Source organism: Lentzea sp. NPDC004789, assembly GCF_053601075.1.
The window spans coordinates 284,322-300,331 of the sequence record NZ_JBSGBE010000012.1; the positions used below are offsets into that span (position 1 = coordinate 284,322).

The 16,010-nt window shown below is 66.2% G+C and carries 9 protein-coding genes; 8 read left to right on the top strand and 1 reads right to left on the bottom strand.

Annotated elements, in window-relative coordinates; translation table 11 throughout:
* Positions 1–12: 12 nt before the first annotated feature.
* Positions 13–1,248 carry a jacalin-like lectin gene (locus tag ACWEIJ_RS27065; RefSeq protein WP_449840032.1) on the bottom strand — a complete coding sequence of 412 codons (1,236 nt, stop codon included), beginning with the start codon at positions 1,246–1,248 and terminating at the stop codon, positions 13–15.
* 384 nt (positions 1,249–1,632) lie between these two features.
* Here ACWEIJ_RS27065 and eno point away from each other — a divergent pair, with 384 nt between their 5' ends.
* The 8 genes from eno to ACWEIJ_RS27105 form a co-directional block, all read left to right on the top strand.
* Positions 1,633–2,919, top strand: a complete 1,287-nt coding sequence (gene eno / locus ACWEIJ_RS27070) for a phosphopyruvate hydratase (protein ID WP_030467588.1) — start codon at positions 1,633–1,635, stop codon at positions 2,917–2,919.
* A 12-nt stretch (positions 2,920–2,931) separates the two neighbouring features.
* Entirely contained in the window at positions 2,932–3,426 is a 495-nt protein-coding gene (locus ACWEIJ_RS27075) for an FtsB family cell division protein (RefSeq protein ID WP_449840033.1), read from the top strand.
* Positions 3,402–3,905 (top strand): DUF501 domain-containing protein, encoded by a 504-nt coding sequence (locus ACWEIJ_RS27080; RefSeq protein WP_449840034.1) that lies wholly within the window; start codon positions 3,402–3,404, stop codon positions 3,903–3,905. The genes ACWEIJ_RS27075 and ACWEIJ_RS27080 overlap by 25 nt, the downstream gene beginning before the upstream one ends.
* 139 nt (positions 3,906–4,044) lie before the next feature.
* Complete coding sequence (locus tag ACWEIJ_RS27085; protein WP_449840035.1) at positions 4,045–5,346, top strand: lytic transglycosylase domain-containing protein; 1,302 nt, start codon at positions 4,045–4,047, stop codon at positions 5,344–5,346.
* A gap of 102 nt (positions 5,347–5,448) precedes the next feature.
* Positions 5,449–6,279 (top strand): helix-turn-helix domain-containing protein, encoded by an 831-nt coding sequence (locus ACWEIJ_RS27090; protein ID WP_449840036.1) that lies wholly within the window; start codon positions 5,449–5,451, stop codon positions 6,277–6,279.
* 13 nt (positions 6,280–6,292) lie between these two features.
* The gene (locus tag ACWEIJ_RS27095; RefSeq protein ID WP_449840037.1) at positions 6,293–6,448 is read left to right on the top strand and encodes a DUF397 domain-containing protein; all 156 of its coding nucleotides are present in this window, start codon (positions 6,293–6,295) and stop codon (positions 6,446–6,448) included.
* A 135-nt stretch (positions 6,449–6,583) separates the two neighbouring features.
* Positions 6,584–10,027 (top strand): LamG-like jellyroll fold domain-containing protein, encoded by a 3,444-nt coding sequence (locus tag ACWEIJ_RS27100; protein WP_449840038.1) that lies wholly within the window; start codon positions 6,584–6,586, stop codon positions 10,025–10,027.
* Positions 10,028–10,047: 20 nt separating this feature from the next.
* Positions 10,048–16,010: RHS repeat domain-containing protein (locus tag ACWEIJ_RS27105; protein ID WP_449840039.1), on the top strand; the 5,963-nt coding region annotated here is incomplete at its 3' end.

A 16,010-nucleotide genomic window follows, 5' to 3' on the forward strand; every position in this document is an offset into this window, starting at 1 on the left:
ACTAGTGACCGGTCAGTTCCGCGTGTAGATGAAACCGATCTTGTCCACCTCGGCGTCGGCACGACCGGTGAAGCCGGAGATCCCCCAGCCGGCCGGTGCGGTGCGGGTGACGCAGTCCGAGGTGGTGCTGCCGCCGGCGAGGGTGCGGCCCAGGTTGGTGGTGAACTTCGCGTAGAACACCCGTGTGTGGTTGTTCTTGCTGCCCTGGCAGAGGTATGCGCTGTTCACGTATTCGTTGCTGCCCAAGGTGAGTGACGAGTAGGAACCGCCCTCACCGCCGTGCGACAGCCTCGTTCCGTTGTTGAGCGTCACGCCCATTTGGTCGACACGGGCGTCGCTCCGCAGCGAGATCTCGGTGGCCTTGGCGCCCGGCGCGACGCGGTCGACGTCGTTGAAGTAGTTGCCGTGCGGGCCGCCGTACTGCTCGCTGAACTGGTACGCCGGGTTGGTGGACCAGCTGAACCCGACGGCCAGCGGGAAGTGGTCGGACAGCATCTTGCCGGTGCCGTCCTGCAGGAAGTCGGTGTGCTTGTTGGCGTACGAGGTCGCGGTGAGCGTGACGGCCCGGCTGCCGCGGTACCAGTACTTGTCGACGACCTCGCAGTCGGTGGTGGGGTTCGCCTCGTTGCACATCAGGGCGTTGCTGCCCTCCGCCGGGGCGTTGCCGCCGCGGACGAGCTGCACCCACGGGTCGGTCAAACCGTTGGCAGCGGCGAAGTTGCGGATCGTCGTGCCGTCGGTGTTGCGGGTGTAGCGGGTGTTGGTGTCACCCATGACCACCACCGCGTTGCCGGCCGAGTGGCTCTGGATGAACGCGCTGAGCTGGGCGAAGTTGGACGCCCGCGCCTTCAGGTCACCGCTGGAGTCGCCCGCGTCGGCGTGCAGGTTGTAGAAGTCGACGTACACGCCTTCGGTCAGCCGCGTCCGCATGAACGTGAAGCCCTTGGGCGTCAGGCAGTCGCCGCTGTCGATGTAGCAGTCGTTCCACTTGACCCGTTCGAAGTCGTCCTGGTCGAACGGCTTGTGGGACAACGTGTTGAGCCCGCTGCCCACCGGGACGCCGCCGCTGGTCGCCGTGCGGTACTCGTGGTTGTTCTCGGCGTACAGGTAGGCGTGGTAGTTGAAGTCCTCCTGCACGTGGACGATGTCGTACGGTCCGATCCGCTGGCCGATCGCCGTGGTCGCGGGCACGCGGGGAGTCGGCGCGCTCGACAGCGACTCCGGCAGTCCCGCGACGTTGTACGTCATGGCAGTGAACGTGCCCGACTCCGCCGCGAAGGCGGTGGGCGTTGTCGGGAGTACCGCGATGGTGGCCGAGGCGAGTGTCGCCGTTACCGCGCCAACCAGTGCTCGTCGCATGAGGAGCCCTTCTTCGTGCCGCTGCTGGCGAGAATGTAGGGCTCACCGCGCGTCTGGGGAATGGATAGTGAATGAATTTCGCGTTCATGGGTCTGAACTGGTCGGGTGGAGTAGGCCGAACGGCGGCCATCGCCTGCGGCCGACGTCGTCTGGCACGATTCAGTAGGCAGGCGCGGTCGGCGTGACGTGGTCCGACGGTGTCGGGCCCTTGCCTGTCAGTGGGTCCAAGTAGGCTCGTCGCGAGACGAGACGCAGGAGAAACAGGGAGCGCAAGTGGCGGTCATCGAGCAGGTCGGAGCACGCGAGATCCTGGACTCGCGCGGCAACCCCACCGTCGAGGTCGAGGTGGCGCTGGACGACGGCACGCTGGAGCGCGCGGCCGTTCCGTCGGGCGCGTCGACCGGTGAGCACGAGGCGGTGGAGCTGCGGGACGGCGACGCCAAGCGGTACCTGGGCAAGGGCGTCGAGCGCGCGGTCACCGCGGTGCTGGACGAGATCGGGCCCGAGCTGGTCGGCATCGAGGCCGTCGAGCAGCGCGTCGTGGACCAGAAGCTCGTGGACCTGGACGGCACGCCGGACAAGTCCCGCCTGGGCGCGAACGCGATCCTCGGTGTGTCGCTGGCCGTCGCGAAGGCCGCGGCCACGTCGTCCGGCCTGGAGCTGTTCCGCTACGTCGGCGGCCCGAACGCGCACGTGCTGCCGGTGCCGATGCTGAACATCCTCAACGGTGGCGCGCACGCCGACACCGACGTGGACATCCAGGAGTTCATGATCGCGCCGATCGGCGCGGAGACGTTCCGCGAGGGTCTGCGCTGGGGCGCGGAGGTCTACCACGCGCTCAAGTCCGTGCTGAAGAGCAAGGGTCTCGCCACCGGCCTGGGTGACGAGGGCGGCTTCGCGCCGTCGCTGTCCAGCAACCGCGACGCGCTCGACCTGATCCTCGAGGCCATCGAGAAGGCGGGCTACCGCGCCGGCCGCGACGTCGCGCTCGCGCTCGACGTGGCCGCGACCGAGTTCTTCTCCGACGGCGCCTACACGTTCGAGAAGTCGAAGCGCTCGGCCGAGCAGATGATCGGCTACTACTCCGAGCTGGTCCGCGACTACCCGCTGGTGTCCATCGAGGACCCGCTGTCCGAGGACGACTGGGACGGCTGGGTGCAGATGACCGCGGAGCTGGGCGAGAAGGTCCAGATCGTGGGCGACGACCTGTTCGTCACGAACCCGGAGCGCCTGGAGGAGGGCATCTCCCGCCGCGCCGCCAACGCGCTGCTGGTGAAGGTCAACCAGATCGGCACGCTGTCCGAGACGCTCGACGCGGTGTCGCTCGCGACGTCGTACGGCTACAAGTCGATGATGTCGCACCGTTCCGGCGAGACCGAGGACACCACCATCGCCGACCTCGCCGTCGCGACCGGTGCCGGCCAGATCAAGACCGGCGCCCCGGCGCGTGGTGAGCGCACCGCGAAGTACAACCAGCTGCTGCGCATCGAGGAGTCGCTCGGTGACGCGGCGCGCTACGCCGGTGAGCTCGCGTTCCCGCGTTACACGCCGGAGAGCTGAGAAACTTCCGGTATGGCCGAGCGCGCGCGTCGTCCCCGCCGCCCCCGCGAAGAGCGGGAGGCGCGGCCCGCGCGCGCTCGGAAGCCACCGCGTCCCAAGGCGCCCACGCGGCGCAGTGAAGGCACGGGTGGCGCGTTCGGCATGACCGGTACGCGGCGGGCCGCGATGTTCGCGATGGTGCTGTGCGCACTGGCGTTGAGCATCGCGGTCCCGCTGCGGACCTACCTCTCGCAACGCGACGAGCTGCGCGACGTGGGAGCCGAGCAGCAGAAGCTGCGCGAGACGGTCGCCGCGCTGGAACAGCGCAAGGCGCAGCTGCAGGACCCGGCGTACGTGGAGATCGAGGCGCGCAAGCGGTTGCACTGGGTGCGACCGGGCGAGACGCCGTACATCGTGCAACTGCCGGGTGACGAGAGCCGCAACACTGAATCGGAGAGGCCGTCGGGCAAGCCCGCGGCACAAGGGTCTTGGTACGAGGAACTGTGGGAATCGGTGACGCACAAGTAAGTGCTGCTGACCTGGAAACGGTCGCTCAGCAGCTCGGCCGCACGCCGCGCGGGACACGTGCGATCGCCTCGCGGTGCCCCAGCGGGCACCCGAACGTCGTCCAGACGAACCCGCGGCTGCCCGACGGGACACCGTTCCCGACGCTCTACTACCTGACCTGCCCGAAGCTGAACTCGCTGGTCAGCACGCTGGAGGGCGGCGGGCTGATGAAGGAGCAGACCGAGCGGCTGGAGACCGACCCGGAGCTCGCCGCGGCCTACCTGCGCGCGCACGAGTCGTACCTCGCGGAGAGGGACGCCATCGAGTCGTTGGGCACCCAGGTCACCGCGGGCGGCATGCCGGGCAGAGTCAAGTGCCTTCACGTGCACGTCGCTCATGCCCTCGCGAAGGGTCCCGGGGTCAATCCCATGGGGGACGAGGCTCTGGCAATCTTGACCGAGCAGGAACTGTGGCCGACAGGTGACTGTTCGGTCGGTTAACGGTCAAAGGAACCGAACAGACGCTTCACTCCGTCTTGGGTACACCTAGGCTTCGGAGTCGGGCAGGGTGGAAGTACTGGGGGCGTTCGCCGTAACTGCAGGACGGCGAGCCGCGATGACGCACGAGAGGTGAGTATTCGTGGCAATGGCCAAGCTGCGCGGTCCGTCGGTGCTGAGCCCTAGGCAAAAGGGCTTCGCCGTGGCCGCGCTGGCTGCGATGCTCGCGCCCACCATGATCGTCGGCACCAAGCTGGTCGACTGGGTCAACCTCTCGAAGCACAACAACATCGCCGTCAGCCTCGGCCCCGCCGACGTCTACAACGCCCTGAAGCGCGACCCGTCCGAACTCGGCGCGTCCGGCCGCTTGCCGCTCTCCGACGAGCTGAGCGCGGCCCTGCTCGCCGACCTCGAGGACGGCAAGGTCGACGAGAACCTCGACCACGACCCCGGCAGCACGATCGACGACTTCCCCGGCAGCTACGACATCCCCGGCGTCGTGTTCGAGGCCTACCTCCGCGCCGAGGACAAGATGGCCGAGCTGGTCCCCGGCTGCAAGCTCGACTGGGCGCTGCTCGCCGGGATCGGCAAGATCGAGTCCAACCACGCGAACAACGGCCGCGTGAACGCCGTCGGCGACGCCACCCCCAAGATCCTCGGCCCGGTCCTGAACGGCTCGCCCGGCGTGGCCGCCATCCGCGACACCGACGGCGGCCGCCTCGACGGCGACACCGCCTGGGACCGCGCGGTCGGCCCGATGCAGTTCATCCCCGCCACGTGGGCGACCTTCGGCGCGGACGGCAACGAGGACGGCAACGTCAACCCGAACAACGTCTACGACGCCGCCCTCGGCGCCGGCCGCTACCTCTGCGCCGCCGGCGGCGACATGACCAAGCAGGAAGACCGCGCCAAGGCCGTCTTCCGCTACAACAACTCCACGACGTACGTCCAGACGGTCCTCAAGTGGGCCAAGGAGTACAGCGAGAACGTCAACGCCCTGCCATCGCTGCCCGACACCGGCAACAACGTGCAGAACCCGACGCCGAACAACCCGGGCAACAACCCCGGCAACAACCCAGGCGGCAACCCCGGCTCGTCGACCCCGCCGTCGTCCACGACCACGACGACCACCCCACCGACGCCGAACTGCCCGACGCCGACCTCCACCACGACGTCCACGTCCTCCTCGGCACCGTCGTCCCCGTCCACGTCGTGCCCGCCGTCCTCCTCGGAGCCCCCGTCCTCGTCGACGACTACCACCACCACGACAACGACCACCGCGCCGTCGAACCCGCCGCAGCAGTCGTCCGACACCACCCACTCCACCTCGGCCACCGCGCCCTCCTCCGCGTCCTCCTCCGCGACCGAGAAGTCGACGACGGGCGGCAGCAGCTCCGCGCAGTCGACGACGACGCACAGCCTGGTAACGAGCACGCCCAGCTAGCCCGGCGTGTCGCGTTGGACCATTTCCAAGTCGTACTTCGTTCGGGGCGATTCGGGCAGAAACGTTGGAGCGCAGAGGAGTTCGTCTCCTAGCTTCCTTTCCATGCCGAAGCGCAACTCAAGCGTGGTGGGCCGGGAGTTCGGCAACGGCGTCCGGTACGCGATCGAGCAGTCGGGCCTGACCCAGCGCAAACTCGCCGAACTGCTCGACTGGCAAGAGGCCAAGATCTCCGACCTCGTGCAGGGCAAGGGCGGCGTCGACGAGGTGGACCTGGTGCGACTGCTCTCGTACTGCCGCGTGCCCGCCGCCGAGGTCGAGCGCCTGGTCGCCTTCTTCCGAGAGTCCCGGGAGAAGGGCTGGCTGCTGTTCCCCGAGGACGGGGTACCAGACCAAGTGCACTCGCTGATCAGCCAGGAACGCCTCGCCAGCAAGATCACCGTGTGGTCGATGAACCTCGTCCCAGGCCACCTCCAGATCGCCGGGTACATCCGTGCAGCCAGCGAGAAGTCAGCCAAGATCCAGCCCGCCGACATCGACGCGTTGATCCGGGCGAAGCTCGACCGGCAGGCGATCTTGAAGCCCGGCCGCGAGTTCGTCTTCTACGTGCACGAGCAGGCACTCCGATTGCCGGTCGGCGGTCCGGAGGTCATGCGGTCGCAGTTGAACCACATCATGGTGATGCTGGTGCGCAGGTACATCTCGTTCCGGATCGTGCCGATCGCCATCGGTGCGCACGCGGGCATGTCCGGCTCGTTCACCCAACTCAGCTACGAGAAGTTCGAGCCGGTGGTCTTCATCGAGAGCCAGAACTCCGGGCTCTTCTTGGAGGACAAACAGTCGCTGGCCAGCTACGCCGAAGTGTTGAAGCGGTTGGATCAGGACGCCTTGGATGCGGAAGAATCGAGGAGGCTGATCACCACCTTGCTCTCCTGAGGAGGCGTACCGCATGTCGACGTGGCGCAAGAGCAGCTACAGCCCTGAGGCGAGTGACTGTGTCGAGATCGGCCACGGCATCGGCATCCGCGACAGCAAGGCCCCCACCACCCACCTCCCCGTCGCTCCCGAATCGTGGGACGCGTTCCTCCGTTCTGTGAAGGAGTGAACAGCGGGTTCGGTCCGCTGCGAAGTTCCCTCAACTGACGTATTCCTTTTCCTGATGGACTCGTCCATGCTGCTCCAGCACGGGTCGGGGAACCAGTGATCAGGCTGCCGGTGGGGATCGGCAGTGGGGGGATAGATGCTCAACGCCAGAGGGCGGGGCTTTGCCCTGCCCGCATTCAGTGCTGCCCTCGTTCTGGCAGCCACATTCAACGGCTCGGTCGCCACGGCGTCCGCCGCCGCGCCGGACGAGGCCGCGGACGCCGCAAGCGCGGCGAAGATCGCCAAGCAGAGCGGCAAGTCCGTCACCATCGGGTCGCAGACGACCGAGACGTCCGAGGTGAAGGCGAACCCGGACGGGTCCAGGACGCTGATCGCCTACACGCACCCGGTGCGGGTCAAGCAGAACGGCGCGTGGGCGGCGGTCGACCTGGCCCTCGTCCGCCAGGCCGACGGTTCGCTGGCGCCCAAGGCGGCGCCGGTGACCATGTCGTTCACCTCGGGTGGTCCAGGCTCCGCGGCGGGCCCGATCGCGAAGCTCGCCAAGGGCGAGGCCGAGGTGGGCTTCGGCTGGGACAGCGATCTACCACCGGCCCGGATCTCCGGCAACACCGCGACCTACCCGGACGTCCTGCCCGGCGTGGACCTGGAGGTCCAGGCGGCACTGACCGGCTTCGCGCAGAACCTCGTGGTCAAGACCGCCGAGGCAGCGAAGAACCCGAAGCTGGCAAAGATCAGCTTCAAGTCGCACACCAAGAACACCACGATCGGCAAGGCTCCCGCGCCGAGCGCCAAGGCGAGGGCGGCGGCAGAACCGAGCACGGATGGTCTGGTGGTGACCGGACCCGACGGCAAGCCGGTGTTCAGCGGCGACGCATCTCGCATGTGGGACTCGTCCGCCTCGGCACGCCGGGCCGTCATGGGCGTCGAGGTCGGTGCGGACACCGTTTCCATCACGCCCGACCAGACCTTCCTCTCCGATCGAAACACGACCTTTCCGGTGCGGCTCGATCCGGACTACTACTGCACCACGTGTTGGAAGACGCATCACGCGGTGGTGCAGTCACCATGGCCCAAGGCCACCAACTTCGACGTGACCAGTGGCGATCTCAACGATCTGAAGGCCGGCTATTTGAACGGGCCCGAGCTGGGCTCCAGCGAAGCGGGCGTCTCGCGCAGCTACTTCCAGATGGCCACCAACGACATCATCGGGAAGAGGATCTCCTCGGCGACGCTGCACGCCAAGGTGACCAGGTCCTACTCCTGTGCGCCGACGCCGACGGAGCTGTGGCTGACCAACTGGATCGACCAGAGCACCACCTGGAACAACCAGCCCTCGTGGACTCGCGTGCTCTCCGAGAACAACGTCCACAACCACCCGACGAAATGCGCCACGGACGGCGGTGCGGACTTCGACGCGACGTCTGCCGCCGTCGACGCCGCGAACGGCGGATGGGGCACCACGACGTTCATGTTCAAGGCCAAGAACGAGGCGTCGCTCGACGCCTCGTGGCGGCGGTTCGACCTCAATCCGTACCTCGAGGTGAAGTACAACTCGCCCCCGGAACCACCGCGCGACCACGGCATCGAGGGCTGGGGCCCCAACGCGGCCGATGCGTTGCCGTGCCGGGCCGGCAGCACTCGCCCAGAGGTGGCAACCAGCACGCCGAGGTTGCGAGCGCGGGTGGTGGATCCAGATGGCGGAATCCTGAGCCAGGTGGGCTTCGCCGTACATCGGGGTCCTGCCGGCAACAGCACCTGGATCGCGGAGCTCGTCGCGACGAACGTGCCGTCCGGCTCGTTCGCCGAGGTGACCTTGCCGCCGAACTTGGTGACGGGGAGCGGCATCTACAACTGGTCGGTCTACGCGAGCGACGGCAGCCTCATCTCTCCCTGGGCAGGCAACTGCGAGTTCACCGTCGACTCGGTGCCACCGAACACGCCGGCCGTGTCATCCACCGATTACCCGACGACGGGGGTCAACGGCAGCGTCGGACACACTGGGACGTTCACCTTCTCTCCTAACGGCAACACCGGTCTCAACGGCACGATGGACGTCGTCGCCTATGGCTGGTCGCTCAACACGGACACTTTCGAAAACCGAGTGGACGTGACCGGCGCGGACGGTGTGATGGCCGTGCCGATCACACCGACCCAGGGCGGCAGCAACGTGCTGTACGTCCAGGCCTACGACAAGGCCAACAACCGAGCGTCGGCGGCGCGGACTTACGTGTTCAACGTCGCTGACCCGTCTGGGCCTGTGGCCGCGTGGAGCTTTGACGAGACAGGCGGAACGACCGCAGCCGATACCTCCGGCAAGGGGCATCCGCTGTCGCTGAACGGCGCGACCTTCGGATCCGGCTACGCGAAGAACGGCCAGGTGAACAGCACCAGCTCGTTCTCCTCCACCTCGTCCGCAATGGTCGACAACTCGCGCGCGTTCTCAGTGTCCGCCTGGGCAAAGCTCGACAAGGCCGACTCCGACTACACGGTCGCGAGCCAGGACGGCAGCCGCGTAAGCGCCTTCTCGCTGAAGTACTCCAAGGACGTGGACCGCTGGTCGTTCAGCGCGACGACGGCCGACCAGGACTCGCCGGGCCTGATCCGTGCTTCCTCGGCGGTTTCGCCGCAGCTCGGTGTGTGGACACACCTGCTCGGCACGTATGAGCCGAACTTGCACAAGATGTTGTTGTACGTCAACGGAAAGCTCGAAGGATCTGCTGACGCGGCATCGTTGTGGAAGGCCACCGGCCCGTTCGTCGTGGGCGCTGCGAAGCGGAGCGGCACGCGCGTCGAACAGTTGCCCGGCACCATCGACCACGTTCAGGTGTGGGACCGCGCCCTGAGCGCGGCCGAGGCGGCAAGCCAGAACAACTTCGCGGTGCTGCGCGCTCGCTACAACCTCGACGAGCGAATCGGTACCACGACCAAGGACGAGGTGTCGGGCCAGAACGGCACGCTCTCCGGCGGGGTCGCATGGGCGGGCACGCCAGCTGACCCGCTTGATCCCAACCAGATCCTGACCAGCAAGGACAAGTGGCTGAACTTCGACTCGTCGGGGACCGGTGAAGTGGCAGGCCAGCATCCGCAGAACCTGCGCACCGATCGGTCGTACACGGTGTCCGCCTGGGTGCGGCACGCCGGGCTCGACAACGCCTCACGGGCGGCTGTCGGGATGGGGGACGCCTCGTACTCGCCGTTCCTGCTCGGGTATCGGGCGGAGACCGGGAAGTGGGGTTTCCTGCTGACGAAGACCCCAACCGGTGATGGCTACTACGCGCTCTCGGACCAGCCCGCAGAGGCGAACCAGTGGGTGCATCTTGCCGCGACGTTCGACGCGACCACCGGGACGATCAAGTTGTATGTCAACGGCGTCATGCAGAACACCTTCGCCAGCGGGACCACGACGGGCACCGGCCTCCAGACCTTCAACGGCACCGGTGACTTCTGGGTGGGACGCGGTATCTGGGGTGGACAACGCTCGGATGAGTGGAAGGGCGACATCGACGACGCCCGCATCTACTCGGGCGTGGTGACCGCCGGATCGATCGCTGACATGCGTCTGGCAACCCTGCACTCCTGACGAATTCTGAGGATCTTGCTATGAGAAGAAGAACGAAGCTGACGGCGCTCAGCGTCGTTTTGACGTTGCTGGTGTCGTCAGGCCAGGACGCGCTGGCCGCCGCACCCAACCAGCACGGGTGGAAGCTTCCTGAGCTCCAGGAGGACAAGTCGGTCGCGACGACCGACGTCCCCCGGCTACGCGGTAGGCCGGTGGATCAGGCGGCGAAAGCCGCTGTGACGAAACCGGATTCCGTCTCGTGGCCGGGGGAGTCGCAGACCGAGGTCGAGGTCCGCGGCGGTGCCGCGGCCAAGGCCGGTCTGGTTTCGTTGCAAAGCACGGAAAACGTCGCTGCGCAGCCGACGAAGGTGCGGGTGAACGTCAAGGGTCAGGACGCGGCCAAGAAGCTGGGCCTCAACGGCGTCGTGCTGACCGTGGCGGATGCGGGTGGTGCGGCGAACTCGCCGGTGAAGGTCGACGTCAACTACCAGTCGTTCGCATCGGCGTTCGGTGGTGACTACGCCTCTCGTTTGCGGTTGGTGTCGTTGCCGGCGTGTTCTCTGTCCACTCCGGACAAGCCTGAGTGTCGGCGGATGACGCCGGTTCCTGGCGCGAAGAACGATCGCAGGGCGGGCAAGGTCTCTGCGGACGTCACGCCGGATGCCTCGGCTTCGTCGACGTCGGCACAGCGCGCTGCCACGACTCCGACCGTGCTGGCAGTGGCTGCGGCGCCGTCTGGTGGCAACGGTACGTTCACCGCGACGTCGTTGGCTCCTGCGGGCTCGTGGAATGTCGGCGGGTCGTCCGGTGACTTCACCTACGGCTACCCGCTTCGCGTGCCGCCGGCGATCAGCGGTGCCGCACCGAAGATCTCGCTGGGGTACTCGTCGCAGAGCGTGGACGGCAGGACGTCGTCGACGAACAACCAGGCGTCGATCGTCGGTGACGGCTGGGACGTCTCACCGGGCGGCTTCATCGAACGCCAGTTCAAACCGTGCGGTCTCGATCTGGGCGGCAACAACGGCCAGACCAAGACGGGCGACCAGTGCTGGGCCGGCGACAACATCTCGATCAGCCTGGTCGGCGTGTCCGGCCAGTTGATCAAGAACAAGGACCTGGTCGACGGCAAGGAGGTCTGGCGCGCGAAGAACGACGACGGTGCGCGCATCGAGCATCTCTTCGGCGCCGTGAACGGTGACAACGACGGTGAGCACTGGAAGGTCACCACCACCGACGGCACCCAGTACTTCCTCGGTCTCAACAGGTTGCCGGGCTGGACATCGGGCAAGCCGGAGACGCAGTCCGCGTGGACTGAGCCGGTGTTCGGCAACAACGCGGGTGAACCCTGCAACGCGGGGACGTTCGACGCGTCGTGGTGCCAGCAGGCCTATCGGTGGAACCTCGACTACTCGGTCGATCCGCACGGCAACGTCACCACGTACTACTACGAGCCGGAGATCAACTACTACGGCCGCAACGCAGATCCGGCCAAGGGCACGGCCTACGTGCGTGGCGGCCAGCTGCGGCGCGTCGAGTACGGGCTGCGTGACAACAACGTCTACGGAACCGCGGGCGCGCGGGTGTGGTTCGACACCGCCGAACGCTGCCTGCCCAACGGACAGATCACCTGTGACCCCGGACAGCTCAACGTCTCGACTGCCTCATCATGGCCGGATGTGCCTGCGGACCAGATCTGCAACGCCGGTGACCAGTGCACCAACCGCCTGTCGCCCACCTTCTTCACTCGCAAGCGGCTCACCAAGATCACCACGCAGGTAGGCGATGGCAACGGCGGGTTCGACGACGTCGACTCGTGGTCGCTGACTCAGGACTTCCCGGCTACCGGTGACGGCACGTCGCCGGCCATGAACCTGAAGTCAATCGCCCACACCGGACTACGTCGTGGTTCCATCTCGTTGCCGGCGATCTCGTTCGACCGCCAGGCCATGGCCAACCGGGTGGACAGCAACCATGACAACCTCTCGCCGCTGACGAGGTACCGCGTGACCGGGATCAACAACGAGGCCGGTGCCCACACGGAGGTCACGTACAGCGCTGAGGACTGCGTGCCGGGCTCGCGCATGCCGTCGCCCACCGCGCTCCAGTCGAACAACCTGCGCTGCTACCCGACGTGGTGGACGCCGGAGGGTGCGCCGAAGGCGATTCTCGACTACTTCCACAAGTACGTCGTCACCGATGTCGTCGACGACGACCGCACGGGTGCTTCGTCGCTGATCAAGACGCACTACGACTACCTCGGCGATCCTGCTTGGCACTTCGACGAGAACGAGTTCGCTGAAGCCGACAAGCGGACATGGTCGCAGTGGCGCGGCTACGGCACGGTGCGCGTGGTCAAGGGTGCCCCTTCGGGGAAGCAAAGTGTCACGGAAACCGTTTACCTGCGCGGAATGGACGGCGCCACGGTGTCGACCGGTGAAGGTGAGCCGATCCAGGACGCGCAGCGTCTGCAGGGTTTCGTGCGTGAGACCCGGCAGTACAACAACGGTCAGCTCGTGTCCGCGTCGGTCAACGATCCGTGGGTGAGCGACGCGACCGTCACGAGTGCTGACGGCAAGCAGGCGACGCTGAGCAACGTCGCGGCTGTGCGTGGCCGTACGTGGTTGGAAAGCGGCCAGTGGCGCCGCACCAAGGTCGTCAAGACGTACAACTCCGTCGGCATCGTGACACAGGTGGAAGATCACGGTGATCTCGGCGTCACCGGTGACGAGTCGTGCACGCGGACGACGTTCGCCCGCAACGACGCGGCGTGGATGCTGAGCTACGCCTCGCAGGTGGAGACCGTCAAGGGCCTGTGCGACGTGCAGGTGTCCTCGTCTTCCGTGCTGTCCATCGCGAAGTCGTACTTCGACGGCAAGTCGTGGGGTGATGCGCCGACGAAGGGCGACATCACCAAGGCAGAGGTGCTGGACTCCTGGAACGGCGGAGGCCAGAAGTGGGTCACCGCCTCGACCTCGACGTTCGACGACTACGGGCGTCCGCTGGAGGTCGTCGACGCGACCAACCAGAAGACGACCACGGCGTACTCACCGGCCGGCGGGCCGTTGACCCAGGTCACCAGTACCAACGCGCTCGGCCACGTCTCCACCGGCTACTTCGATCCGGCATGGGGCGCGTCCACCGCGTCGGTCGACGCGAACGGGCGACGCGCGGATATCGAGTACGACGCGCTCGGCAGGTTGGTCAGGGCGTGGACGCCTGGCCACGCGAAGGCGTCCACGAAGCCGGATGCTGAGTTCGTCTACACCTACAACACGGACGCTCCGAGTGTGGTGGCGGCGAAGAGGCAGCAGGACGACGGGACCTACCTGACCTCGTACACGTTGTACGACGGTTTGTTCAGGGAGCGGCAGACTCAGTCGCCGTCGCCTGCCGGGGGCCGGCAGATCTCGGACACGTTCTACGACTCGCGTGGCCTGCCGTACAAGACCAACGGCGCCTACTGGAACGACCAGGCGCCGTCGGGTGCGTTGGTCGGGGTGCTGGACAACGCGGTGCCGAACCAGACCATCACCGAGTACGACGGGATGGCACGGCCAACGGCATCGATCTACTACAAGCAGGCGGTGGAGCAATGGCGCACCACCACGGCCTACGGCGGTGACCGGGTACACACGACGCCGCCGCAGGGTGCGGCGGCGACGACGGTGATCAGCGACGCGCAGGACCGCACCGTCGAGAAGCGCCAGTACACGGCAGGTCTGGGCAGCGCGTTCGACGCGACGAAGTACACCTACACCCCAGCAGGTCAGCTGGCCTCGGTGACCGATCCGGCCGGCAACGCCTGGCGGTACACCTATGACCTGCGCGGCCGCAAGGTCGCCGCGGACGACCCGGACACCGGGCACAGCACGACTGCGTATGACAACGCAGGCCGAGTGCTGTCGGCCACGGATAGCCGTGGCCGCACTGTCGCGTACACCTACGACGCGTTGAGCCGCAAGACCGCGTCCTTCGACGGGTCGACCTCGGGTACCAAGCTCGCCGAGTGGAACTACGACCTGTCGAAGGACTCCAGCGGCGCGCTCAACGGTCGTGGCCTGTTGTCGTACTCGCGCAGGTGGGTCAATGGTCAGGCGTACACGCATGTGATCAAGGGTTACGACGCCGCGGGCCGGTCGACCGGTGAGAAGGTGATTGTTCCGTCGGCGGCCGAGGGTGCGCTCGGCATGACGTACGAGATGAACTACGGCTACACCCGCACAGGCAAGCTGGATTACATGTCCTATGTGGACACGGTTTCGAACGGCACGATCATTGTGCCGGGTGAGAACGTGGGGACCCTCTACAACAGCTTCGGGTTGCCTCAGGCGACGCGGGGCCGTGACCCATACGTCTCCAGCACCAACTACTCGGCGTTCGGCGAGGTGTTGCGGGAGACGTATGACGGCGAGGACAGCCCGAACAACGTGCGGATGACCAACATCTACGAGGCGGGCACCCACAGGCTGCAGCGCACGATCGCGGATCGGGAAACAACGACCGCGAACGTGATCGCTGACCGCAACTACAGCTATGACGCGTCCGGCAACATCAACCGCGTCGCTGATACGCCAGAGGGTGGTGCGTCGGACGTTCAGTGTTTCGCCTATGACTATCTGCGTCGTATGACTGAGGCGTGGACTCCTGGTTCCGGTGACTGTTCCGCGGCCAGGTCGACATCGGTGTTGGGTGGTGCGGCGCCGTACTGGATGTCGTGGGCGTTCGACAAGACGGGTAACCGCCTGGCTCAGACGTCGCATGCGTCCGCGGGCGACACGGTGAACTCCTTCACCTATCCCGCTGCGGGCGCGGCTCAGCCGCACACGGTGTCGAAGGTCGACACGACTGGCCCGAACGGTACGTCGCAGGACACGTTCGGTTACGACGCTGCGGGTAACACGACGTCTCGGAGGATCTCGGGCAACACTCAGACGTTGGAGTACGACGTCGAGGGTCGTGTGTCGAAGGTGACCAATGCCGACGGCAAGGTGTCGACGTATCTCTACGACGCGGATGGTAACCGGTTGATCGCTCGTGAGCCGTCGGCGACGACGGTGTACGTGTTCGGTCAGGAGATCCGGTTGGAGGCGGGCAGCTCGACGCCGTCGTGGACTCGTTACTACAGCCATAACGGGCATGTGGTCGCTCAGCGGAACTCGGTCTCTGGTCTGAAGTGGTTGTTGACTGATCATCAGGGTACGGAGATCGCGGCGGTGACGGCGGGGAATCTGGCGGTGGCGTCGCGTCGGCAGACGCCGTTCGGTGAGTCGCGTGGCAGTGCTGTTTCGTGGAATCAGCATGGGTTTGTTGGTGGTACGCGGGAGGAGTCGGGGCTGACGCGTGTGGGTGCGCGTTTGTACGACTCTTCTGTGGGGCGGTTTTTGTCTGCTGATCCGGTTGTGGACAACAATGATCCACAGCAGTTGAACGGTTATGCGTACAGCAACAACAGTCCGGTGTCGTTCAGTGATCCGTCCGGTTTGTATCTGGAGGGCGGTGTTGGGTCTGACGGTCACAGCTACGGGATCGACAAGGAACGCGGCATTATCGTCGGAAACGATGATGCCGGCGACAAGTCCTATGCGGCCGCGTACCCAGGGGCGGCGAACAAGCGCAGCGTTGCTCATGGTGCGTACAACGCGATGCGGCAGGGTCTGCGTGATGCGGGGATCAGCGAGGCCGAGTACCAGGAGGCTCTGAGCAACGCCCACAAGACGAAGTGGGATGTGATCAAGGAAGTCGCTTGGGAGATGTTGAAGGACATCTCCGGGTGGAACGACATTGTGGACTGTTTCACCAAGGGTGATATCTGGGCCTGTGGTGGGCTGGTGATGAACCTGGTGCCGTGGGGCAAGGTCGGCAAGGTTCTGGAGGCCGGGTACAAGGCTGTGCGGGCCACGGTGATGATGGCGAAGGTCATCGAGAAGGCCCAAAGCTTGCTGCGCCGGGTCGAGAAGATCACAGCGGCGGCGCAGGAGATCGCGGCCAAGGCGATGCAGAAGCT